24 protein-coding genes are annotated in these 21,870 nt (G+C 41.7%); 13 read left to right on the top strand and 11 right to left on the bottom strand.

From position 1 onward, the window contains the following. Together ccdA2 and brnQ are read right to left on the bottom strand one after the other, a co-directional pair. Positions 1 to 708 carry a thiol-disulfide oxidoreductase-associated membrane protein CcdA2 gene (gene ccdA2 / locus WKT08_RS00120; RefSeq protein WP_049482972.1) on the bottom strand — a complete coding sequence of 236 codons (708 nt, stop codon included), beginning with the start codon at positions 706 to 708 and terminating at the stop codon, positions 1 to 3. A gap of 154 nt (positions 709 to 862) precedes the next feature. After that, entirely contained in the window at positions 863 to 2,179 is a 1,317-nt protein-coding gene (gene brnQ, locus WKT08_RS00115) for a branched-chain amino acid transport system II carrier protein (RefSeq protein ID WP_195423191.1), read from the bottom strand. 135 nt (positions 2,180 to 2,314) lie between these two features. On the opposite strand from brnQ, the gene WKT08_RS00110 reads away from it, so the two are divergent. Next, positions 2,315 to 3,343 carry a YdcF family protein gene (locus WKT08_RS00110; protein ID WP_340279466.1) on the top strand — a complete coding sequence of 343 codons (1,029 nt, stop codon included), beginning with the start codon at positions 2,315 to 2,317 and terminating at the stop codon, positions 3,341 to 3,343. Positions 3,344 to 3,527: 184 nt separating this feature from the next. Here the strand turns inward: WKT08_RS00110 and WKT08_RS00105 are convergent, their stop codons facing one another. Further along, the gene (locus tag WKT08_RS00105) at positions 3,528 to 4,082 is read right to left on the bottom strand and encodes a GNAT family N-acetyltransferase (RefSeq protein ID WP_003011957.1); all 555 of its coding nucleotides are present in this window, start codon (positions 4,080 to 4,082) and stop codon (positions 3,528 to 3,530) included. A 96-nt stretch (positions 4,083 to 4,178) separates the two neighbouring features. Here WKT08_RS00105 and WKT08_RS00100 point away from each other — a divergent pair, with 96 nt between their 5' ends. Further along, the gene (locus WKT08_RS00100; RefSeq protein ID WP_340279465.1) at positions 4,179 to 5,522 is read left to right on the top strand and encodes an MATE family efflux transporter; all 1,344 of its coding nucleotides are present in this window, start codon (positions 4,179 to 4,181) and stop codon (positions 5,520 to 5,522) included. Between the two features lie 68 nt (positions 5,523 to 5,590). On the opposite strand, the gene WKT08_RS00095 is transcribed toward WKT08_RS00100, so the two are convergent. Then, positions 5,591 to 7,261 carry a formate--tetrahydrofolate ligase gene (locus tag WKT08_RS00095; protein ID WP_340279464.1) on the bottom strand — a complete coding sequence of 557 codons (1,671 nt, stop codon included), beginning with the start codon at positions 7,259 to 7,261 and terminating at the stop codon, positions 5,591 to 5,593. A gap of 175 nt (positions 7,262 to 7,436) precedes the next feature. Between WKT08_RS00095 and WKT08_RS00090 the strand changes: the two genes are divergently transcribed. The 5 genes from WKT08_RS00090 (at position 7,437) to WKT08_RS00070 (ending at position 11,696) form a co-directional block, all read left to right on the top strand. Further along, positions 7,437 to 8,114, top strand: a complete 678-nt coding sequence (locus WKT08_RS00090) for a phosphopantothenate--cysteine ligase (protein ID WP_340279463.1) — start codon at positions 7,437 to 7,439, stop codon at positions 8,112 to 8,114. 10 nt (positions 8,115 to 8,124) lie between these two features. Beyond that, positions 8,125 to 8,664 (top strand): phosphopantothenoylcysteine decarboxylase, encoded by a 540-nt coding sequence (gene coaC / locus WKT08_RS00085; RefSeq protein ID WP_223141917.1) that lies wholly within the window; start codon positions 8,125 to 8,127, stop codon positions 8,662 to 8,664. After that, complete coding sequence (locus tag WKT08_RS00080; protein ID WP_150906024.1) at positions 8,661 to 9,221, top strand: ECF transporter S component; 561 nt, start codon at positions 8,661 to 8,663, stop codon at positions 9,219 to 9,221. Before coaC ends, WKT08_RS00080 begins: the two co-directional genes overlap by 4 nt. Positions 9,222 to 9,371: 150 nt before the next feature. Next, positions 9,372 to 11,087 (top strand): phospho-sugar mutase, encoded by a 1,716-nt coding sequence (locus tag WKT08_RS00075; protein WP_340279462.1) that lies wholly within the window; start codon positions 9,372 to 9,374, stop codon positions 11,085 to 11,087. Positions 11,088 to 11,348: 261 nt separating this feature from the next. Then, positions 11,349 to 11,696: a thioredoxin gene (locus tag WKT08_RS00070; protein WP_340279461.1), complete on the top strand. Its 348-nt coding sequence runs from the start codon at positions 11,349 to 11,351 to the stop codon at positions 11,694 to 11,696. Positions 11,697 to 11,719: 23 nt separating this feature from the next. Here the strand turns inward: WKT08_RS00070 and mutY are convergent, their stop codons facing one another. From mutY to WKT08_RS00045, 5 genes are all read right to left on the bottom strand, one after another. Then, on the bottom strand, positions 11,720 to 12,877 hold the full coding sequence (mutY, locus tag WKT08_RS00065) for an A/G-specific adenine glycosylase (RefSeq protein ID WP_340279460.1): 1,158 nt from the start codon (positions 12,875 to 12,877) through the stop codon (positions 11,720 to 11,722). A gap of 246 nt (positions 12,878 to 13,123) precedes the next feature. Next, positions 13,124 to 14,098, bottom strand: a complete 975-nt coding sequence (gene pta, locus WKT08_RS00060) for a phosphate acetyltransferase (RefSeq protein WP_021153149.1) — start codon at positions 14,096 to 14,098, stop codon at positions 13,124 to 13,126. A gap of 21 nt (positions 14,099 to 14,119) precedes the next feature. Then, complete coding sequence (locus WKT08_RS00055; protein WP_340279459.1) at positions 14,120 to 15,013, bottom strand: RluA family pseudouridine synthase; 894 nt, start codon at positions 15,011 to 15,013, stop codon at positions 14,120 to 14,122. Continuing rightward, on the bottom strand, positions 15,010 to 15,828 hold the full coding sequence (locus WKT08_RS00050; RefSeq protein WP_282188909.1) for an NAD kinase: 819 nt from the start codon (positions 15,826 to 15,828) through the stop codon (positions 15,010 to 15,012). The genes WKT08_RS00055 and WKT08_RS00050 overlap by 4 nt, the downstream gene beginning before the upstream one ends. Then, complete coding sequence (locus WKT08_RS00045; protein ID WP_023918039.1) at positions 15,812 to 16,483, bottom strand: GTP pyrophosphokinase; 672 nt, start codon at positions 16,481 to 16,483, stop codon at positions 15,812 to 15,814. The genes WKT08_RS00050 and WKT08_RS00045 overlap by 17 nt, the downstream gene beginning before the upstream one ends. A 95-nt stretch (positions 16,484 to 16,578) precedes the next feature. On the opposite strand from WKT08_RS00045, the gene WKT08_RS00040 reads away from it, so the two are divergent. The 6 genes from WKT08_RS00040 to WKT08_RS00015 all read left to right on the top strand — a co-directional run bounded on the left by WKT08_RS00040 (position 16,579) and on the right by WKT08_RS00015 (position 20,639). After that, on the top strand, positions 16,579 to 17,136 hold the full coding sequence (locus WKT08_RS00040; protein ID WP_340279458.1) for a CYTH domain-containing protein: 558 nt from the start codon (positions 16,579 to 16,581) through the stop codon (positions 17,134 to 17,136). A gap of 72 nt (positions 17,137 to 17,208) precedes the next feature. Further along, complete coding sequence (locus WKT08_RS00035; RefSeq protein WP_003007186.1) at positions 17,209 to 18,165, top strand: ribose-phosphate diphosphokinase; 957 nt, start codon at positions 17,209 to 17,211, stop codon at positions 18,163 to 18,165. Positions 18,166 to 18,174: 9 nt separating this feature from the next. Continuing rightward, positions 18,175 to 19,287 (top strand): cysteine desulfurase family protein, encoded by a 1,113-nt coding sequence (locus tag WKT08_RS00030; protein ID WP_049506211.1) that lies wholly within the window; start codon positions 18,175 to 18,177, stop codon positions 19,285 to 19,287. A gap of 9 nt (positions 19,288 to 19,296) precedes the next feature. Then, positions 19,297 to 19,644, top strand: coding sequence for a DUF1831 domain-containing protein (locus tag WKT08_RS00025; protein WP_003015156.1), 348 nt, complete (start codon positions 19,297 to 19,299; stop codon positions 19,642 to 19,644). Between the two features lies 1 nt (position 19,645). Continuing rightward, positions 19,646 to 19,861: a DUF4649 family protein gene (locus tag WKT08_RS00020; protein ID WP_003015144.1), complete on the top strand. Its 216-nt coding sequence runs from the start codon at positions 19,646 to 19,648 to the stop codon at positions 19,859 to 19,861. Between the two features lie 130 nt (positions 19,862 to 19,991). Continuing rightward, the gene (locus WKT08_RS00015) at positions 19,992 to 20,639 is read left to right on the top strand and encodes a redox-sensing transcriptional repressor Rex (protein ID WP_049506210.1); all 648 of its coding nucleotides are present in this window, start codon (positions 19,992 to 19,994) and stop codon (positions 20,637 to 20,639) included. A gap of 52 nt (positions 20,640 to 20,691) precedes the next feature. Here WKT08_RS00015 and radC read toward each other — a convergent pair whose 3' ends face one another. Together radC and WKT08_RS00005 are read right to left on the bottom strand one after the other, a co-directional pair. Then, complete coding sequence (radC, locus tag WKT08_RS00010; RefSeq protein ID WP_049506208.1) at positions 20,692 to 21,375, bottom strand: RadC family protein; 684 nt, start codon at positions 21,373 to 21,375, stop codon at positions 20,692 to 20,694. A gap of 54 nt (positions 21,376 to 21,429) precedes the next feature. Beyond that, positions 21,430 to 21,708, bottom strand: coding sequence for a hypothetical protein (locus WKT08_RS00005; RefSeq protein ID WP_021153142.1), 279 nt, complete (start codon positions 21,706 to 21,708; stop codon positions 21,430 to 21,432). Between the last annotated feature and the right edge of the window lie 162 nt (positions 21,709 to 21,870).

Raw genomic sequence — 21,870 nt, 5'->3', positions numbered from 1 at the left:
TTATGAAAAGATAGATGACAAACTGTTCAATTGTCCCAAAAGTAAGAGAATTCCCATCAGAATAATGATAGCTCCGCCGATTTTCTTCAGCAATAACAAATGGGGTTTGAGACGATTAAAGTAAGGTAGGACCAGACTAGATGCTAAGGCCAACAGTAAAAACGGAAGGGCCATTCCCAAGGTATAAACAAGGAGATAAATAGCTCCCATAAGAGCATCTTGCCCATCTGATGCTGCTAAAGCAAGAACTGATCCTAATACTGGACCAATACAAGGCGTCCAACCAAAACTAAAGCCAAGACCAAGGAGAAAAGCTGAAAACAATTCATTCTTCTGTTTGTTGGCTCCAAAATCTACTGATTTTTGCTTTTCAAGGAAATGAAAATGAAAGACTTCCATTTGATGAAGACCAAGGATAATGATGAGGGCTCCCATCAGATAACGGAACCAATTGGTGTACATGATCTTTCCAAGCAAGCCCGCTCCAAAACCAATGAGGAGGAAAATAACAGAAATACCTGCAATAAAACAAAGGGTTTTCAGCAAGCCATGCCAGCGAATTTTTTTCCCGAACAATTGGATAGCCTTTTCCTGATCACTTCCTAGTAAGATTCCAATATAAACCGGAAGCAAAGGAAAGACACAGGGAGAAAAGAAAGACAGAATACCCGCAAGAAAAACTGTCAATGAAAAAACGATTGGATTCATAGTTCACTCCGTATATTGATATGCTACATTCAGTATAACATTGACTGACAAAAAATAAAAATTTCTGCTACGTTTTTTTACTAAAGTTTGGATTTAGATACTAGTTTCAAAAGAAAAACCCTAAAGCACAAACCTTTAGAGTTTCTAATATGACTTATTCTTCTGCCGTTTGTTTATTTGGTAATACGAGCGATAAAAGAATCCCTATAACTACTGGAACCAACCATGGAAGAGATTGAGCTGCAAATGGAAGCAAGGCAATCCCCTTTTCTACTAGTGAAATTTTAAAGGTACTTGCCAGAACACTTGCAAGAGAAACCAAGCTGACCAAGAAAATAGTCAGTTGCATTCCTGGTTTTGAAAGAGCCACAAATTTATTCACTATCACAATCAATACAATGGTAATGGTGATTGGGTAAAGAATCATCAAGACCGGCAATGAGAAAGCAATAATGGCATTCAAGCCAAGGTTGGCAATCGCAAAACCAATCAAAGTGAAGGCACTTGCATAGACCTTGTAAGAAACCTTAGGGAAGGTACTATGGAAGAATTCACTGGTAGAGACGATTAAACCAGCGGTTGTGGTAAAGCAAGTTACCGTCACCATTCCTGCTAGGAAAATCTGAGCAGTCGGACCAAAGATCGCTTTGGTCGCTTCTGATAATACATACACCCCTTTATTGGTATCAGATGCCATAACAGAAGCTGGAATTGGAAAATGATTCCCCAGATATCCTAAACCGATATACAGCACACTAAAACCAAGGGCTACGACAATCCCAACCAACCAAATGGTCTTGATATATTCTTTCTTACTTGAAAATCCAAGTTGATTCAAGGTAGTCACTGCGATCACACTAAAGGCAACAGATGCCAAGGCATCCAAGGTGTTGTAGCCCTCTAAAAATCCTTGCCCAAAGGCAGAAGCCTGATAGGCTTTTGTAGCCACCATTGGAGCATGTCCACTGTATTTTAGAGCTCCAAGAACAACCAAGATCAAAATGAGAATCGCAAAGATCGGGGTCAAAATACGACCGATTCGATCTAGAATCTTAGATGGATTCAAAGCAATCAGAAAGGCAAGCAAAAAGTAGACCAGGGTAAAAATGAAAAGTGCTAAACTGGCATTCATTCCACCTAATAAGGGGGCTATCCCCACTTCGAAAGATACCGTCGCCGTTCTTGGAATGGCAAAGAAAGGACCAATCGAAAGATAAAGCGCAACTAAGTATACAATCGCGAAAACAGGTGAAATCTTACGAGAAATCTCATGAATATATCCTTTGGGATTAAGCGTCCCGATAATCAAGGTCACAATGGCAATTCCCACACCTGAAAGGACAAACCCAGCAATAGCTGGCCAAAATTGATTACCCGATAAAGCACCAAGAGCCGGTGGGAAAATCAGGTTTCCAGCACCAAAAAAAATACCGAACAGTAATAAACCTGTCAGGGAACCTTTTCGTAACATACGATCTCCTTAAAAAAACGATAATCTTAACTTTATCAAATTCATTTGAAGAATGCAACTTATTTGCATAAACAATCCTCTATTTCTATCAGTCATTATGGTACAATGGATGTAAGATTTTACGAGGGGCAAAACATGTATCTATATCTATTCTGGTTATTTCCAGCTCTTATTTTTTTATTGTTCTTTATGAGCGATCGCAGAAGGCTTTTCAATGCTTATCTCTTTTCGATAAACTTGGGGCTTCTTCTACTGATTTCTGCATTTCTACTAGTCGTTCGAACTGAGCTATGGTTTAATCAACAAATTGCAATGATTGTATTTGTTGTGATTTCCATCCTCGTTTTTCTCAGCATTATTTTCTCATCTATCTTTCTCCTTTTTAACGGCCGTCAAATGATGCTTTTTGAAGGAAAAAGACTGGCCAACCTCCTCTCTCTGCTTTATGGACTGTTTATTATCGGAGCTTTGGCACTACATTTTCTACCCTATTTCCCAGGGAATGACATCCTCATTTATCTGACTGACTTCGCCCTGTTTTACATGACCTTTCTCTACCTCTCTTATGTATCCTATGGGACCTTTTGTAATCTCTTTCCGGTTCGCAAAGAGCCAGACGCCATTATCATTCTTGGCTCAGGTTTGATTGGAGACAAGGTTCCCCCACTCTTGGCCCAACGTCTTGATAAGGGAAAGGCCATCTATGAGCAGTTCGAGGGACGACCAAAGCTAATTGTTTCTGGTGGTCAAGGGTCAGATGAGCTGATCGCTGAGGCGGAAGCGATGGCCGGATACTTGATGGAACACGGGGTTCCAGAAGACGCCATTCTCATCGAGAATCGCTCTCGTACTACTTTTGAAAACCTGACCTTTAGCAAGCGGATCCTTGAAGAAGAAGGGCTTGGCAAGAGAGTCCTTGTGGTAACCAATTCTTTTCACGCGCTCCGTGCAGGTGTCTTTATGAGACGATTGAAAATACCTGGTCGAAGTATCGGTTCGAGAACAGCCTTTTACTATCTCCCATCCGCTTGGATTCGAGAAACCGTTGGCTTGGTTTCACTTTATTGGAAATGGCATGTTACCTTCCTAGCTCTTCTATTTCTGCCTTGGTTCTTTACACAAATCATGAAACTGATTGAGTTCTTCATTAAATATCTAAACTAAAGAGAGTGGGACAGAAATCGGTAATTCGTTAGAATTCGATTTCGTCGTCCCACCTCCGCACAGTTGAGTAGGGCTGTAAAAGCTGATGAAATCAGCGTAGTAGAGCCCACTCAACCACTGCGTCTTGCTCGACAATCCAAAAATATTTGAGAGGCTAGGACTTTTGTCCCAGCCTCCTTCTTGTCTAGTGGTCACTAAAGCGTCTATATTTAATGCGGAAATCGAAATAATTTTCTTCCTGCAGTTTACGGAAAATATCGCGATAAGCCTCTTCGTCAAAGTGATCACCCCGATAGAGAATTTCAAAGCTCAGTCCTTCGTATTCTAAAAAGGCATTGGCAGTTTTAAATCCATTGCGCTTATAGAAATCCATCCGAGACTGGCGTTGCTCTAGATTGTCACATTCTTCATCCAATCGTTCCACTTCAAGTATCATGGTTCTTTGGTAAAATTCTACCAATTTTTCAATGATTTCTTGACCATAACCGTGGCTACGTAGGTGGGGCATAATGGCAAAGAAGCTAACATAAAAAACTTTCTGATTATAGATAGAAAAAGCAAATCCTACAAATTCTTCTTCGTTATAAAAAGCAAAAAAATTAGCATCGTCATTGTCCGTATAACGCAGGTATTCCGACAAAGGAACTCGCTCTTCTTCTGGAAATGCCTCGATATTCAGCCTCTCGACCTTGTCCAGATCTGGGAACGTTTCCGTGATTAATTGGCTGGTTAAGCTCATAAAAGCCTCCTTTTCTGCCCTGATTATACCAAAAAATGTAAGGGCCTTCAACTATCGACGCTTGTCGCTAGTTCCTGAAGTTGGTATAATGACACTATGAAAAGAATTCAACGTGTGGACCTCATAGATGGTCCTATTTTACCCGCTCTTTTGAGTTTTGCCTTTCCTATTCTTTTGTCCAATATCTTTCAACAACTCTACAATACCTCGGACGTTATGATTGTAGGGCGTTTTTTAGGTCAAAAATCATTGGCAGCCGTTGGAGCAACCTCTGCTATATTTGATTTGATCGTTGGATTTGCTGTCGGTGTCGGAAATGGGATGGGCATCATTATCGCGAGAAATTATGGAGCCAAAAACGAAGACCAATTACGAAAATCAGTCGCCGCAACTGCTACTATTGGTTGCATTCTCAGTCTCTTCGTAATCTTCATTGGTGCTGTCGGACTTTATCCCCTGCTCCAGTTTTTAGGGACCCCATCAGCCATTGTGTCTCAGTCTTATCTCTATATCGCTACTATTGTTAATGGTGTTGCTGTGACTTTTGCCTATAATCTTTGTGCCGGACTTCTTAGAGCGGTTGGCGATAGCTTAGCGGCACTCTACTTCCTGATTATCGCTGCCATTCTCAATATTCTTCTCGATCTATATTTTATTACCCAACTCCATCTCGGAGTCCAATCCGCTGGAATTGCGACCATTATTGCCCAGGGTATTTCGGCCCTTCTTTGTCTTCTCTATATTCGTAAGAAGGTCCCTTTTCTACTCCCGCATCGCAAGGATTTTGTTTGGGACAAGGAGCTTTATCAGGATCTGCTAAGTCAGGGACTTGCCATGGGCCTCATGACTTCCATCGTTTCGATCGGGACGGTTATCCTCCAATCCGCTATTAATCAGCTTGGAACAACCATTATCAGTGCACAGGTCGCAGCCCGTCGCATCATGTCCTTTGCCGTTTTACCGATTACAGCTATCGCCTCAAGTATCACAACCTTTATCTCGCAGAATTTTGGCGCAGAGCAATTCCAGCGGATCAAAAAAGGCGTTACCATTACCAACCTTCTTTCTTGGGTTTGGTCTGTCTTGGTTGCTGCTCTTCTATTCTTCACAAGTCCGTCTTTAACCAGCTTTATTTCCGGCTCGACAAATCCTGATCTCATTGCAAATGCCAGTCTTTATCTCCAGATCAGCTCTTGCTTTTATCCTATTTTGGCGAGTCTCATCATCCTGAGAAATGCCCTACAGGGAATGGGTAAAAAATTAACCCCACTCACATCCAGTTTTATTGAATTGTTTGGAAAAATTTTCTTCGTTCTGTGGATTATTCCTCACACTGGCTACATGGGGGTCATTCTCTGCGAACCCCTTATCTGGATTCCCATGACCCTACAGCTCATCATAATCTATCGAAAAATCAGGTACCAACTCCTTACTGAATAATGATTGATTAACAAGACCAAAACAACTTCTGCTCATTTGAACAGAAGTTGTTTTTAGATATCTAGCTATTAGAACAAACCGATGGCTGTTCCATCAGCAGCCACATCCATATTCAAAGCAGCTGGACGTTTTGGTAAACCAGGCATGGTCATCACATCCCCAGTCAAAGCTACAATAAAGCCTGCTCCCAATTTTGGAACCACTTCACGGATAGTGATTTCAAAGTTTTCAGGAGCTCCCAAGGCATTTGGATTATCAGAGAAGCTATATTGTGTTTTGGCCATACAGATTGGCAACTTATCCCAACCATTTTTCACGATTTGGGCAATTTGTGTCTTGGCTTTCTTCTCAAAATTCACCTTAGTACCGCGATAAATTTCTGTAACAATCTTTTCAATTTTTTCTTCAACAGAAAGGTTGTTATCATACAAGCGTGTGTAGTTAGCTGGACTTGTTTCGATGGTTTTAACCAAAGTTTCAGCAAGTTCAACTCCACCGTCAGCACCATTCGCCCATACACTCGCAAGCTCAACTGGCACCTCAATTTCAGCACACAATTCTTTCAAAGCAGCAATTTCTGCTTCTGTATCAGTGATAAATTCATTGATGGCAACCACTGCAGGAATACCAAACTTACGGATATTTTCAACGTGACGTTTCAAGTTGGCAAAACCAGCACGAACAGCTTCTACATTCTCTTCAGTCAAAGCATCCTTGGTCACTCCACCATTCATCTTAAGAGCACGGAGAGTCGCTACAATCACAACCGCATCTGGTGATGTAGGCAAGTTTGGAGTTTTAATATCAAGGAATTTTTCAGCGCCAAGGTCAGCCCCAAATCCTGCTTCTGTAATCGTATAGTCAGCTAAATGAAGAGCTGTCGTCGTTGCTAATACAGAGTTACATCCATGGGCGATATTGGCAAATGGACCACCGTGAACAAAGGCAGGTGTACCATAGATGGTTTGAACCAAGTTTGGCTTGATCGCATCTTTGAGGATCAAGGCGAGTGCACCTTCCACTTCCAAATCATGGACATAGACCGGGCTACGATCAAAACGGTAACCAATCACGATGTTGGCCAAACGACGTTTCAAATCTTCAATATCTGTCGCCAAGCAAAGGATGGCCATAATCTCAGAAGCAACGGTAATATCAAATCCGTCTTCACGCGGAATCCCATTGAGCGGTCCACCGAGACCAACCGATACGTGTCGCAAAGCACGGTCATTCAAGTCCACTACCCGTTTCCAGATAATCCGACGTTGGTCAATACCTAGCTCATTTCCTTGATGCAAATGATTATCAATCAATGCTGAGAGAGCGTTATTAGCCGTTGTGATCGCATGCATATCCCCTGTGAAATGAAGGTTGATGTCTTCCATCGGTAGAACTTGGGCATAGCCACCACCAGCAGCACCACCTTTAATCCCCATAACTGGACCTAAAGAAGGTTCGCGAATGGCAATCATGGTTTTTTTACCGATTTTATTCAAAGCATCTGCTAGACCAATGGTAATGGTTGATTTCCCTTCTCCAGCTGGAGTTGGGTTGATCGCAGTGACTAAGATAAGTTTTCCTACTGGATTTTTCTCAACTTCACGAATCTTATCAAAGCTCAATTTCGCCTTGTATTTTCCATACAATTCAAGATCATCGTCTACCAAACCGATCTTCTTAACAACGTCCACAATCGGTTGGAGTTCAATGCTTTGAGCAATTTCGATATCTGTTTTCATAAGGGACTCCTTTATATTTGATAGGTCTATTATACCTAAAATTCGCGAAAATGACATGGTTTTTCCACCTTTTGAATCGAACGTTCGTTTTTTATGTAAATTTTATGGCTACACATAGCTAATCCTAATAGCTTCATAACTTTACTTATGTATCTTTTTTGTGTAAAATAAGCATATGCATATTTTAATTACATCAGGCGGAACCAGCGAAGCCATTGATAGTGTTCGTTCGATCACCAATCATTCCACCGGGAGCCTAGGGAAAATTCTTGCAGAAATGGCTCTTGCAAAGGGACATCAGGTGACCTTGATCACAACGCCTACCGCGCTTAAACCCGATCCTCATCCACAGCTTCGACTTCTATTGATCCAGAATGTCGAAGAACTTCTCACACAAATGAAAACGGAAGTCCCTCATCATCAGGTTTTGATTCACGCTATGGCAGTCTCAGACTACACACCTGTTTACATGACAGGCCTTGAGGAAGTTGAGAAGGCTCAAGACCTTCATAGCTTTATCCATCGCGAAAATCAGGAACCGAAAATTTCTTCCAAAGAAGAATACCAAGTGCTCTTTCTAAAGAAAAATCCCAAGATTATCTCGCTCGTCAAAGAATGGAACCCTGCTATTCAACTGATCGGCTTTAAGCTTTTAGTCGACGTTTCTTCTGAAGAGTTGATCCATGTAGCGCGTGAAAGCCTCGTTAAAAATCATGCCAGCATGATCGTTGCCAACGATCTGACCAAGATTCATAACGGTCAGCATCAAGCCTATCTAGTGACAGATGATCAGGTCCTAGAAGCTTCTACGAAAGCAGAAATCGCAGAGGCTATCCTACGTTATATCAAATAAAAAGGAACTTATGACACACATTACTTTAGCGGTTACCGGTAGTATTTCCGCCTATAAAGCGGCTGATATTACCAGCCAACTAACCAAATTGGGCTTTGAAGTGAAAGTCCTCATGACTCCTTCAGCCCAAAAATTTATCACCCCTTTAACCTTGCAAGTTCTTTCAAAGAATCAAGTCGGGCTAGATGTTATGATTGAAGACGATCCACAGCGGATCGAGCACATCGACCTTGGGAAAGAAACTGACCTCTTTCTTGTAGCGCCAGCCAGTGCCAATACCATTGCTAAATTGGCTATTGGACTGGCAGATAATATGGTCACAAGCACAGCTCTAGCCTTGCCTCAAAGGACTAAAAAATTACTGGCCCCTGCTATGAATACAAAAATGTTAGAACATCCCGCTACCCAACGAAATCTAAAACTCTTACAAGACTATGGTTACCAGATTATCCAACCTCGTGATGCTATTCTTGCTTGCGGGGACAAAGGTTCTGGAGCTCTAGCGACTGTAGAATCTATTGTTGAAGCTGTTAAGGAGAATTGTTTATGAGAAAGTCATCTTCTATTTCACGAATTGCCATCTTTTTTGCAGTGATGATTACCATTCACTTTGTGACATCTTTCATTCTGCAATTTGTTCCATCAGGAATTCAACCAACCTTGGTTCATATTCCTGTCGTGATCGCCTCTATCATATACGGTCCACGGATTGGAGCTATCTTAGGACTCCTCATGGGACTCTTTAGCCTCACCATGAATACCCTGATTATAACACCAGCCAGCTATCTCTTTAGTCCCTTTGTTCCTCACGGGAATCTCTACTCCCTTATCATTGCCATAGTCCCTCGGATTCTCATCGGGGTAACCCCTTACTTCGTCTATCGTTGGATTCGCAATCGTACAGGACTTGTGATCGCTGGAATTGTCGGCTCTATGACCAATACTATTTTCGTTCTAAGTGGGATTTATTTCTTCTTTGGAAATAGCTTCGGTGGTGGGATTCAACATTTCCTAGCCTTGATTGTCTCTACTAACTCACTCATCGAAGTCATTGCGACAGTACTCATTACCAGTGCAGTCGTTCCATCTCTTGAAAAATTAAAATAACCTTTCAAGCCAAGACCAATTTATCTTGGCTTTTTTTGATGGTGAATTAACCCTATTTTTTTGAAAAGATTTACAATTATCGCTAGAATTTTCTGAAAAAATTTGCTATAATGTAAGCGATTAAATTATAAGCAAAAAGGAGACGCTTGCATGACCTATCAAGAAAACTACCAAAAATGGCTCGACTTTGCTGAATTACCAGCTTACCTTCGTGATGAGTTGGTCGCAATGGATGAAAAAACAAAAGAAGATGCCTTCTATACCAACCTAGAATTCGGTACAGCTGGTATGCGTGGATTAATCGGTGCTGGTACTAACCGTATTAATATCTATGTTGTTCGCCAAGCAACTGAAGGGTTGGCCCAATTGATCGACTCAAAAGGTGAGGAAGCGAAGAAACGCGGCGTTGCGATCGCCTACGACAGCCGTCACTTCTCTCCAGAGTTTGCTTTTGAATCTGCTCAAGTTTTAGCTGCACACGGAATCAAATCTTATGTATTTGAAAGCCTACGTCCAACACCGGAATTGTCATTTGCTGTTCGTCATCTTCACACATTTGCTGGGATCATGGTAACCGCTAGCCACAACCCTGCTCCATTTAACGGATACAAGGTATACGGTGAAGACGGTGGACAAATGCCTCCAGCAGATGCTGATGCATTGACAGATTACATCCGTGCTATCGAAAATCCTTTCACTGTACAATTAGCTGACCTTGAAGAAAGCAAAGCTAACGGCTTGATTGAAGTTATCGGTGAAAACGTCGACGCTGAATACTTGAAAGAAGTGAAAGGCGTTAACATCAACCAAGACTTGATCAATGAATATGGTCGTGACATGAAGATTGTCTACACTCCACTTCATGGTACTGGTGAAATGTTGGCTCGTCGTGCTCTTGCCCAAGCTGGATTTGAAGCTGTTCAAGTTGTTGAAGCTCAAGCTGTTCCAGATGCTGACTTCTCAACTGTTAAATCTCCAAACCCTGAAAACCAAGCTGCCTTTGCTCTTGCTGAAGAACTTGGTCGCAAAGTAGACGCTGATGTATTGGTTGCAACTGACCCAGATGCTGACCGCCTTGGTGTTGAAATCCGCCAACCAGACGGTTCTTACCTCAACCTTTCTGGTAACCAAATCGGAGCGATCATTGCTAAATACATTCTTGAAGCTCACAAAACAGCTGGTACACTTCCTGCCAATGCTGCCCTCTGTAAATCCATCGTATCAACTGAGTTGGTGACTAAGATTGCAGAAAGCTACGGCGCAACGATGTTTAACGTCTTGACTGGTTTCAAATTTATCGGTGAAAAAATTCATGAATTTGAAACACAACATAACCACACTTACATGCTTGGTTTCGAAGAAAGCTTCGGTTACCTGATCAAACCATTCGTACGTGACAAAGACGCTATCCAAGCCGTTCTTATCGTTGCTGAAATCGCAGCTTACTACCGCTCACGTGGTATGACTTTGGCAGATGGTATCGAAGAAATCTACAAACAATACGGTTACTTCGCAGAAAAAACCATCTCTGTTACCCTTTCAGGTGTGGACGGGGCTGCTGAAATCAAGAAAATCATGGATAAATTCCGTGGTAATGCTCCTAAACAATTTAACAATACAGACATTGCTAAGACAGAAGACTTCTTGGAACAAACAGCTACTACTGCTGACGGCGTTGAAAAATTGACAACTCCTCCAAGCAACGTTCTTAAATACATCTTGGCTGATGATTCATGGTTTGCCGTTCGTCCTTCAGGTACAGAACCAAAAATCAAATTCTACATCGCTACAGTTGGTGAATCTGAAGCAGATGCTAAAGAAAAAATTGCGAAGATCGAAGCAGAAATCAATGCTTTTGTAGGCTAAAACACGAGGCTGGGACAAAAGTCCTAGCCTCTCAATTATTTTTGGATTGTCGAGCAAGACGCAGTGGTTGAGTGGGCTCTATCTAGTACGCTGATTTTATCAGCTTTTACAGCCCTACTAAACTGTGCGGAGGTGGGACGACGAAATCGAATTCTAACGAATTACCGATTTCTCTCCCACTCTCTCTTTCTTTCGTAGCAAATACCAGCGATTTTATAGAAAATATGGCATACTAGACTTAGAAGAAAGCGAGGTAATCTCATGGAACAATTTTTAGAAGATATTAAAGATCTTGAAGTCACAACTGTCGCACGTGCGCAAGAAGCGATCGATCATAAAGAAACAGCGACCTTCTTTATCGGACGCAAGACTTGTCCTTACTGCCGGAAGTTCGCTGCTAAGTTAGCAACTGTCGTAGCTGAAACAAAAGCTCATATCTATTTTATTAATAGTGAAGAACCAAGTCAGCTAGACGCATTACAAGGCTTCCGCTCAACTTACGGCATCCCAACTGTCCCAGGATTTTTACATGTCGAATCCGGTGAAGTCACTGTTCGTTGCGACTCATCCATGTCTGAAGAAGAAATCAAAGCATTCGCTCATCTATAAAAAAATTAGCTAGAGAATAATCTCTAGCTATTTTCATTTTCCGAAAAAGTCGTCCAAATCTTCTGCTGGGGTTTAGCAAAAGGATAATCGGAAAATTCTTCTGGTGTTAACCAAACAGTCGATTCGCTTGCTGGTTGCTCTCCTTCTTTTACTAGGCCGTATCGAATCTGAACCTGCCACTTGCGATGCGAAAAGATATGCTGAACGATAGGATACGATCTGTCTTGCCAATCAATGGCCAAGTCATAGTCCTGTTCAAAAGAAATAATTTCTGGGTTACTCTCTGCTTCCCCCTTCCCATCCAATAGAGATAATTGACCTAGGTTCTCAGATAGGCCATCCACTTCGATCAAGGGGAAATGCCAGAAACCTGATAAAAGCCCATCTCGCTCATTTTTCTCCAGCAAGTAGCGTCCTTGACTATCCTTGATAATAAAGGCTGTTAGATAGACAGGTACCGGTTTCTTTTTAGGAGCCTTAATGGGATAACGATCCATGGTCCCATGTTGGTAGGCCGCGCTAAATTCCTTAACAGGACTCTCTTCCGGACGTGGATTGACTGGGGACTCAATATCGGAGCCCAAATCCATCAAGGCCTGATTGAAATCACCCGGCCGGGCCGGATCGATCAAGATTTCCATCATGGCTTGAAAAATCTTGCGATTGGTTGGAACTCCGATATCGTAGTCCACCTCAAACAAGCGAGCTAGAACACGCATGACATTGCCATCCACTGCTGGCTCTGGTAATCCAAAGGCAATACTAGCAATGGCACCAGCTGTATAAGGCCCAATTCCCTTGAGTTTAGATATTTCCTCATAACTTGATGGAAACACTCCTCCGTGATTTTCCATTATCTGCTGGGCAGCTTTCTGCATATTGCGGACACGTGAGTAATACCCCAAGCCTTCCCAAGCTTTTAAGAGTTTTTCTTCAGGGGCTTGAGCCAAATCAGCGACCGTCGGAAACCAGTCTAAAAAACGTTCATAATAAGGAATCACCGTATCGACACGTGTCTGCTGGAGCATAATTTCTGAGATCCAAATTTTATAAGGATCCTGGGTCCTTCTCCAGGGAAGATCCCGTTTATGGGCATCATACCAGGCTAATAACTTTTCTCGGAAGGAAGCAATTTTTTCCTCCTCCCACATGGTAATCCCGTAATCTTTTACATCTAACATATTCCTAGTATACCACAGAATGAGTTAGAGTATAGAAATTCTGATTTTATAAAGAAAAAGAGGCTGGGACAAAAGTCCTAGCCTCTCAATTATTTTTGGATTGTCGAGCAAGACGCAGTGGCTGAGTGGGTTCTACTACGCTGATTTCATCAGCTTTTACAGCCCTACTCAACTGTGCGGAGGTGGGACGACGAAATCGAATTCTAACGAATTACCAATTTCTGTCCCACGCTCTAAATTTATTTCTTATTGCTCCACAGCTTGAGCAGCCGTAATCAAGGTTAATTTATAGACGTCATCTGCATTACATCCACGAGAGAGGTCATTGACTGGTTTGTTCAACCCTTGCAATACTGGACCTACCGCTGCAAAGCCACCAAGACGTTCTGCCATCTTGTATCCGATGTTACCTGCTTCAATACCAGGGAAGATAAAGACATTGGCTTGACCTGCTACCTTGCTTCCTGGAGCCTTCAAGGCTGCAGTCGCAGGGACAAAGGCTGCGTCAAATTGCAATTCCCCGTCAATTTCAAGGTCTGGACGAAGTTCATGAGCAAGCTTAGTCGCTTCGACAACCTTATCAACACTTTCACCGAAACCAGATCCTTTTGTTGAATAGCTCAACATAGCAATTTTTGGATCAATGCCAAACATCTTGGCGGTAATAGCTGAGTTGATGGCAATTTCGGCTAATCCTTCAGCATCTGGATTGATATTGATGGCACAGTCCCCAAACAAGTAGCGTTCAGATCCACGAACCATAAGGAAAGCCCCTGAAGTCCGTTTTACATTTGGACGAGTTTTGATAATTTGAAGAGCCGGACGAACAGTTGCGGCTGTTGAGTGAATCGCACCAGATACCATCCCATCAACAATTCCCATGTGCACCAACATGACACCAAAATAGTTAACGTCGTCTTTCAAAACTTGACGCGCTTCTTCTTCTGTCATTTTGCCCTTACGACGTTCTACTAAGGAAGCTACCATTTCTTCAAAACCTGGATAAGAATGAGGATCGATGACTTCATATCCATCCAAAACCCCTTCGATTTCAAGATAAATCCGAATTTTATCTGGATTACCAAGCAAGACAGGGGTTACTTCTGTCTCGTTCACAATGCGTTTTGTCGCTTGGAGGATACGAGGTTCTTCACCTTCTGGTAATACAATACGTGCATTCTTACCAACGAGGTTGGCTTTGAGATTTTCGAAAACTTCCATGAGTTTTACTCCTTTTAATAATTAATAACTAGTTTGAAGCTGTGTTAATACAGCTTGGAAATCTGGAGGTAGTGGACTTTCTATGACCAACTCTTCCTCTAGAAATGGATGATAATAGGATAGACGATGACAATGAAGGGCCTGACGCTCAATGCCGTCTTCTAAACTCCCGCCATAAAGATCATCTCCCAAGAGCGGAAAACCAATATGGGAAAAATGAACGCGGATCTGATGAGTCCGACCTGTGTGTAACTGAATATCCAATAGGTGCATATCACCAAAAGATTGAACAACCTGGTAGCTAGTACGAGCATACTTGCCGCCTTTAGCTACCTTTCGGGTGATAATTGACTCTTCATCACGCGCAATCGGAGCAATAATCTCTCCGACAGGATCAAGCTTCCCAGAACCCTTAACCAAGGCATAATAGCGTTTCTGAATCGTTTTAGACTGCAATTGCTTATCCAAGCGGGCATGGGCATAACCATGCTTAGCAAAGAGCATAACGCCACTTGTATCCTTGTCCAAGCGAGTGACAATGTGAACCTGCTGGTTCTCGTAGCCCTGCTTCACATAGTAGCCTTTTACAAAATTGGCTAAGGTATTGGAATGAATCGCACTTGGAATCGATGCAATGCCAAAGGGTTTGTTTAAGACCAAAAAATGATCATCTTCAAACAAAATATCCAAAGGCCGATCCATGGGTTTTAGGGTTTCGAATCCTTCTTCTGCTGGAATATCAATGACCAAGCGATCCCCAATATCCAACAAATAAATTGCATTCTCCGGACGTCCATTGACAAGGATCTGGCCACCACGAAACTTAATCTTTGCTAAGAGCCCCTTAGAAACCTCATGCTTTTTCAGGAAGGTCTTGACCTTGACATGCTCATCGACAATGAATTCAAATCTCATTCTCTATCATCTCCGATAAAGGCATCCTTGACCCGATTCCAGAAGCTGGTGTGACTGGAGCTTGCCACAAAATTAATCTTATGGTTGTCAATCTGGTATTCTACCTTTGCAATATTACGGTAAGAATAGGTTGAATTGTCGACAGAGATAATGTGGAAGCCAGGTCTTGTCGGTGTAATCTCGATCTTATCCTTTTTAGGGACAATAACAGAAGAACCCAAGGTACGATAGACACGATTGTTGAGACTGGCGATCTCAGCGATCTGTAGCGCCTCAATAGTCGGGTGAAGGACTGCTCCTCCTAAGGATTTGTTGTAAGCCGTACTTCCTGTTGGAGTCGAAACGGTAATCCCGTCTCCTCTGAAGCGCTCAAAATCCACTCCATTAATCGTAAGATCGGCAACCATGGTCCGGTCGCTTCTCTTAATCGTCGCTTCGTTCAAAGCTCTCATGGTACGGGTTTCCCCATTTTCGAAAGTAATCTTGACATTCAAAATAGGGTAAGAAACCTTAGCTCCAGTATCATATTTTAAGTTCTCAACCAGCTTATCGATTTCACTGTCTAAGTAATCTGTATAAAATCCTAAGTGTCCAGTATGGACGCCAACAAATCGCACCCGATCCAACTGGTGTTCATACTTGTGAAAGGCCGATAGCAACATCCCATCGCCACCAATTGAAATCACAATATCCGGGTGCTTCTCCGTCAAAATAAAATTATTTTTCCGAAGCTTGTAGCGCAACTGCTGAAAAACCTCTTCACTTTGACGCTTGCGATTGCGAATAATGGATACTTTTTTACCTGTAGTCTTCATCTGTGTCATCACTATTTCCAACGCCATCATTTAACTTACGATGAAGTGGATCAAACAGGGCTTGAGCCTCCTGAATCGCATCCCGAATTGCCCCCATCTCTTCATCCAAGAGATAGGCCAGGTTTGCTGTCGTCTCTAAGCGTTTTTTGATCTCGTCTGGAAAGTCTCCTTTATATTTATAATTGAGCGAGTGTTCAATGGTTGCCCAAAAATTCATGGACAAGGTCCGAATTTGAATCTCTGCTAAGATCGTTTCATTTCCATCAATGGTATCGACCGGGTACTCGACCACGACATGGTAACTCCGGTAGCCACTTGATTTCTTGTGGCGGATGTAATCTCGCTCTTGGACCACGCGCATATCCTGCCGTTGTCTCAGAACCTCTAGGATCTCTTCGACGTCATCCACAAACTGAACCATGATACGAAGACCAGCAATATCTTGCATATCCTGAGCCAGATTTTCTTCAGAAATATTTCTTCGGATCATCTTTTCACGGATGCTCTCAATCGGCTTGACCCGACCTGTGACAAACTCGATTGGAGAATGCTTTTGTTGCTTACGATATTGCTTACGAATCCCACGCAGTTTGATTTTTAATTCCCCAACTGCTTGGATATACGGATCTAAGAAGTTTTCCCAATCAATTGCCATCCTACCACCTTGTAATCTGAACCATTTTTGTATACAATAAACACATCTCTTATTATATCATGAATCGCTTTCGAAAAAAAGTAAAGGACTACAAAATGAACCATTTAGAAATTGAATACAAAACCTTGCTAGACAAGGAGGAATACCAATCCCTCCTTCCACTTTTTGATGATACAGAATTGGTTGTCCAAACCAATCACTATATCGATACACCCGACCAGCTCATCCGTAAGGAAAAAATGGCCTTGCGGGTGCGTACTTTCACAGATCAGGCTGAATTGACTCTCAAGGTCCCTGAGGCAGTTGGCCATTTCGAGTACAATCAAGACCTCAGCCCAGAAGAAACCGAGGCGATCCTTCAACACCAACAGTTTCCTGACGGAGAAATCAAAAACCTCTTAATCTCTAAAGAAATCTCTGTTGAGCAACTCGCTGTCTGGGGAAGCCTTACAACAGAACGATTCGAAAAAGAAACAGCTGCAGGATTGGTGGTACTAGACCACAGTCTCTATCTAGACACTGAAGATTACGAGTTGGAAATCGAGGTCGAAACTGCTGAACAGGAAGAAAATTTCCATCAGTTCATAACAGACCATGGAATCGTCTACAAAGCAGCAAAAAATAAAATCGCCAGATTGGCGGAAAGATTGTAAAATAGCTGAAATTATCGCAAATTTTTGCTAAAATAGTGCTAAGATCAAAAATCTAAATGAGGTTGGAATCACATGTCAGATAAAAAAAATATGAAGCTCTTCTCTCTCAATTCAAATCCAGAGATTGCGCAAAAAATCGCGGATCATGCTGGGGTTCCACTTGGGAAAATTTCATCCCGTCAATTCTCAGATGGTGAAATCCAAGTCAATATTGAGGAAAGTGTTCGTGGATATGATATTTATATCATTCAATCAACCAGTTTCCCTGTCAACAATCACTTGATGGAACTCTTAATTATGGTGGATGCTTGCCAACGGGCCAGCGCAAATACTGTCAATGTGGTCATGCCTTACTTCGGTTATGCTCGCCAAGACCGGACTGCTGCTCCTCGCGAACCAATTACTGCTAAGCTTGTCGCAAATATGTTGGTCAAAGCTGGGGTGGATCGTGTCGTCACTCTGGATCTCCATGCAGTGCAAGTCCAAGGTTTCTTCGATATTGCCGTGGATAACCTCTTTACCATTCCACTTTTTGCAGAACACTACATCAACAAAGGTCTAACTGGTCCTGATGTCGTAGTCGTCAGCCCTAAAAACTCTGGTGTCAAACGAGCTCGCAGTTTAGCAGAATATCTTGATGCACCGATTGCGATCATTGATTACGAGCAAGATGATGCGAACCGTGATTATGGCTATATTATCGGGGATGTCAAAGACAAGAAAGCGATCTTGATTGACGATATCCTCAATACTGGTAAGACATTCTCAGAAGCTGCGAAAATCGTCGAACGCGAAGGTGCTACTGAAATTTATGCTGTATCAAGCCATGGTTTATTTGTAAAAGGTGCTGTCGAGTTATTAGACCAAGCTCCGATCAAAGAAATCTTAGTAACCGATTCTGTTGCTCCAAACGGACCAACTCCTAAAAATATTAACTATCTGACAGCTAGCGAACTGATCGCTGAAGCTATTGTTCGCATTCAAGAAAGAAAACCTGTTAGTCCTCTATTTGCCTACCACAAGAAATAAGGTCTTAATGTGATATATTTTGATAATGCCGCAACAACTCCCCTTCTACCTGAAGTCATTGATAAAATGTCTGAAACTATGAAGACCACTTTTGGAAATCCATCGAGCCTTCATGCTCATGGACGGATGGCTAGTAAACTTCTCCGGGAATCTCGCGAGCAGATTGCTCAGTCTCTCCATACTCTTCCAAATCGTATTTTCTTCACTTCAGGTGGATCAGAAAGTAATAATACCGTTATAAAAGGCTACTGCTTGAAACACCAAGCAGATGGCAAACACATCATTACGACCGCTTTGGAACACCATGCGGTTCTAGAACCCATCGAATACCTTGTAGAACGTTTCGGTTTTGAAGTTACGATCGTCCAACCAAGAGTTGGACGCATTCTGGCTAGTGATATCAAGGCCGCTCTTAGACCGGATACTATTCTTGTCTCTACCATGTTTGCCAATAACGAGACTGGCGATCTTCTACCGATTAAAGAAATCGGAGAACTCTTAAAAGATCATCCAGCTGCCTTTCACGTTGATGCTGTCCAAGCAATCGGAAAGGTCCCTGTCTATCCCGAAGAGTTGGGAATTGATTTTCTCAGTGCTTCTGCCCACAAATTCCATGGACCAAAGGGAGTTGGTTTCCTTTATGCAGCTGTCCCAGACTTTGATAATCTCATCCATGGTGGGGATCAGGAAAGTAAGATGAGAGCCAGCACGGAAAATCTCATTTCTATTGTCGGGATGGCAACTGCGCTTCAGCAAGCTACACTTCATCAAGAAGAAAATTTCAACCAGGTTCAAAAACTTGGCCAGGAACTAGTCAATGGTTTAGCAGCCTACGACTACTACGTAAATGCGAATGACGATCATCTTCCATTTGTTTGGAACCTTGGCTTTCCGGGTGTCCAAAATGATGTATTATTGATGCGACTCGATCTTGCTGGAATTTCTGTCTCTACAGGTTCTGCTTGTACCGCCGGTACAGTTCAACCCAGCCATGTCCTTGAGGCGCTCTATGGAAAAGATAGCTCACGCCTAAAAGAATCCCTTCGAATTAGTTTTTCAGAACTCAATACCGTAGAGGAGGTTCAAGACTTCCTCTCAAAACTTAAAGAAATTTTATCATAGGAGAACAATATGGCTTTTGAAACAAGTGTTTCATTGAAAGACTGCAAATATACCTATAGTCTACACCCAAATGTTAAAAAATATACCTTACGTGACAATACATTTGCTGTTACAAAAGTTGGAAATTACGAGTTAAATCGTTTGCTCGAAGCTGTTCCAAATAGCGGTGAAGGCTTCTTGCTTAAAATTATCTTCAACAAAGACCTCACAGGTTTTAAAATCAATATTACAGATAAGTCTGGACTTCGTCTGGTGAATATCTTTAAAAATCCAGAAAATGACATTATCCAACAAAAATTTTATTTCCTAATGGATAGTCTTGTCGAAAGAGAAATTTTCAACAAAACAGAGGTCTAATATGGTAACCCTAACTTATATCGACGCTTACCAAGTAGAACGAATGACTACTTATCCCGACCTTGCAGCCTGCATCCTAGCATTTTCAGGCTGTGTAACCCTGCCTGACTCTTACTCAATTGTTTCCATTGAATACAAGGGTGAAAAACTCCCCTATAAGGGGAGAGTCGATGGGCTCTATGCTTTTTTGAAAAAGGTAGAGCAAGCTGAAAACTAAGCTGATGGTGATGGAACTCTCCCATCACCATCAGCTTTTTCTTTAGACAAAAATATTTTTGAAAAACTGTTCAAGATAGTTGATTTTTTCACAATCTTCCTATACAATAAGAGGGAAAGGTTGTGATATTGTGAAACATGATAAAAATACTCCAATTCCACGCGCAACAGCAAAACGCTTATCGCTCTACTACCGCATTTTTAAACGCTTTAACTCTGAAAAAATAGAGCGCGCCAATTCCAAGCAAATTGCGGATGCAATTGGGATTGACTCTGCTACTGTTCGCAGAGATTTTTCTTATTTTGGTGAATTGGGAAGACGTGGATTTGGTTATGATGTAAAAAAACTGATGAACTTCTTTGCAGATCTTTTAAATGACAATGCTATTACTAATGTCGCTATTGTTGGGATCGGAAATATGGGAAGCGCCCTTCTTAATTACCGTTTCCATGAGCGAAATAAAATGAAAATTGTCATGGCTTTTGATGTAGATGATCATGAACTGATTAATACCAAAAGTAAGGATGGGATCCCCATTTATGGGATTTCTACGATCAAAGAGAATCTCAAAAAAGAAGGCATTCAAACAGCCATTCTAACTGTTCCAAGTGTTAAGGCTCAAGAAGTTGCTAGTCTTTTAGTAGATGCTGGTGTCAAAGGAATTCTAAGCTTTTCTCCAGTCCATTTGACAGTTCCTAAAGAGGTTGTTGTCCAATATGTCGATCTTACTAGTGAATTGCAAACACTTCTTTATTTTATGCGTAAAAACGAAGAATAAAGACTTATACTTCAACAACAAAAAGGTTGGAACAAGAAGGTTCCAACCTTTTTTATACCAAATAATCCGTTTCTTCTCGATAACTATAGTAGTTTTCTTCGGATACAATCAAATGATCCAATAGGGTCAACCCCATTACTTCACAGGCCTCTAAGACTCGCTGAGTGACTTCATCATCATTTTTACTGGGGAACACAGCACCAGATGGATGATTGTGAGCCAAGATAATGGAGGTTGCCATGTGCTTCAGTGCATAATGCAGGATTTCACGCGGCTCCGCGATACTTCGATTCACTGTTCCAATAAAGATCGTCTGTTGATGAATAATTTCATTTTGGGTATTCAAATAAAGGGCAACTAGGTGCTCCTGCTTTTTATGGCCAATTTCCTGTTGAATTTTATGGGCCAATTTCTGACTGCTCATGATCTGTTCAGAACTCATCAATTCATCTTTATGAATCCTTCGTCCAAACTCAATCACAGCCTGAAGTTCGATGGCCTTCACTCGCCCAATGCCAGAGATTTCCTGTAGCTCCTCTAGGGTTAATTGCCCTAACTCCTTTAAACTATTTACCGAGCTCAAAAGACCTTGTGCAATCTCATAAACGCTTTTTTGCTTGTTACCTGTCCGTAAGAGAATGGATAACAATTCCTGATGACTTAGCTTATCCACCCCTTCAGAAACTAAGCGCTCCCTAGGAAGCAAAGATGGTTCAATAAATGATATGTCGTACATAATTTCCTCCTCACTTATTAATTCGTAATAAATTGAGAAAATAACGACCTTTCATTATTTACTGGCGATTTCTTGCTTCAAATCATCTAACACTAAGACTTCATCTTTATTAAAGCGGATCTGATAACCTGTTTGAACTTGTTCAAGCTCCTTTAAAAACTGTTGAATTTCACAGCGGATCAAGTACTCCTGACTCTGAGGAATGGCTTCTAAGGTTTGGTAGACTTGCTCTACTTCGTAGATTCCTTTCGTAATTAATCCATTTCGTGGAAAATCATTTATTAAGAGATTATAGAAATGATGCAAGAGATGATAAATTCGCTCTTTTGTCACTATTCTACCTCCTTATCATACTCTTTCTCCTCTTATTATATACCTATTTTCCCTCAATATTATGACAAATTCCTTACATTATATTACCAATCGCTTACAATTTTACAAGAATCCTTTAGTTATTTCATGCCATACTATAAAGAAAAAAGCCCCGGCATCTCT

The sequence above is a fragment of the Streptococcus sp. HCA-5024 genome, assembly GCF_037890265.1.
GTDB classification, from domain to species: domain Bacteria; phylum Bacillota; class Bacilli; order Lactobacillales; family Streptococcaceae; genus Streptococcus; species Streptococcus lingualis.
The sequence above is the reverse complement of the archived record's forward strand: the minus strand, read 5'-3'. Positions and strand labels throughout refer to the sequence as shown.

Bases quoted from the DNA above. Each gene is read 5' to 3' on its own strand.
- ccdA2 (WP_049482972.1), bottom strand. From the start codon at position 708: ATGAATCCAATCGTTTTTTCATTGACAGTTTTTCTTGCGGGTATTCTG.
- brnQ (WP_195423191.1), bottom strand. From the start codon at position 2,179: ATGTTACGAAAAGGTTCCCTGACAGGTTTATTACTGTTCGGTATTTTT.
- WKT08_RS00110 (WP_340279466.1), top strand. From the start codon at position 2,315: ATGTATCTATATCTATTCTGGTTATTTCCAGCTCTTATTTTTTTATTG.
- WKT08_RS00105 (WP_003011957.1), bottom strand. From the start codon at position 4,082: ATGAGCTTAACCAGCCAATTAATCACGGAAACGTTCCCAGATCTGGAC.
- WKT08_RS00100 (WP_340279465.1), top strand. From the start codon at position 4,179: ATGAAAAGAATTCAACGTGTGGACCTCATAGATGGTCCTATTTTACCC.
- WKT08_RS00095 (WP_340279464.1), bottom strand. From the start codon at position 7,261: ATGAAAACAGATATCGAAATTGCTCAAAGCATTGAACTCCAACCGATT.
- WKT08_RS00090 (WP_340279463.1), top strand. From the start codon at position 7,437: ATGCATATTTTAATTACATCAGGCGGAACCAGCGAAGCCATTGATAGT.
- coaC (WP_223141917.1), top strand. From the start codon at position 8,125: ATGACACACATTACTTTAGCGGTTACCGGTAGTATTTCCGCCTATAAA.
- WKT08_RS00080 (WP_150906024.1), top strand. From the start codon at position 8,661: ATGAGAAAGTCATCTTCTATTTCACGAATTGCCATCTTTTTTGCAGTG.
- WKT08_RS00075 (WP_340279462.1), top strand. From the start codon at position 9,372: ATGACCTATCAAGAAAACTACCAAAAATGGCTCGACTTTGCTGAATTA.
- WKT08_RS00070 (WP_340279461.1), top strand. From the start codon at position 11,349: ATGGAACAATTTTTAGAAGATATTAAAGATCTTGAAGTCACAACTGTC.
- mutY (WP_340279460.1), bottom strand. From the start codon at position 12,877: ATGTTAGATGTAAAAGATTACGGGATTACCATGTGGGAGGAGGAAAAA.
- pta (WP_021153149.1), bottom strand. From the start codon at position 14,098: ATGGAAGTTTTCGAAAATCTCAAAGCCAACCTCGTTGGTAAGAATGCA.
- WKT08_RS00055 (WP_340279459.1), bottom strand. From the start codon at position 15,013: ATGAGATTTGAATTCATTGTCGATGAGCATGTCAAGGTCAAGACCTTC.
- WKT08_RS00050 (WP_282188909.1), bottom strand. From the start codon at position 15,828: ATGAAGACTACAGGTAAAAAAGTATCCATTATTCGCAATCGCAAGCGT.
- WKT08_RS00045 (WP_023918039.1), bottom strand. From the start codon at position 16,483: ATGGCAATTGATTGGGAAAACTTCTTAGATCCGTATATCCAAGCAGTT.
- WKT08_RS00040 (WP_340279458.1), top strand. From the start codon at position 16,579: ATGAACCATTTAGAAATTGAATACAAAACCTTGCTAGACAAGGAGGAA.
- WKT08_RS00035 (WP_003007186.1), top strand. From the start codon at position 17,209: ATGTCAGATAAAAAAAATATGAAGCTCTTCTCTCTCAATTCAAATCCA.
- WKT08_RS00025 (WP_003015156.1), top strand. From the start codon at position 19,297: ATGGCTTTTGAAACAAGTGTTTCATTGAAAGACTGCAAATATACCTAT.
- WKT08_RS00020 (WP_003015144.1), top strand. From the start codon at position 19,646: ATGGTAACCCTAACTTATATCGACGCTTACCAAGTAGAACGAATGACT.
- radC (WP_049506208.1), bottom strand. From the start codon at position 21,375: ATGTACGACATATCATTTATTGAACCATCTTTGCTTCCTAGGGAGCGC.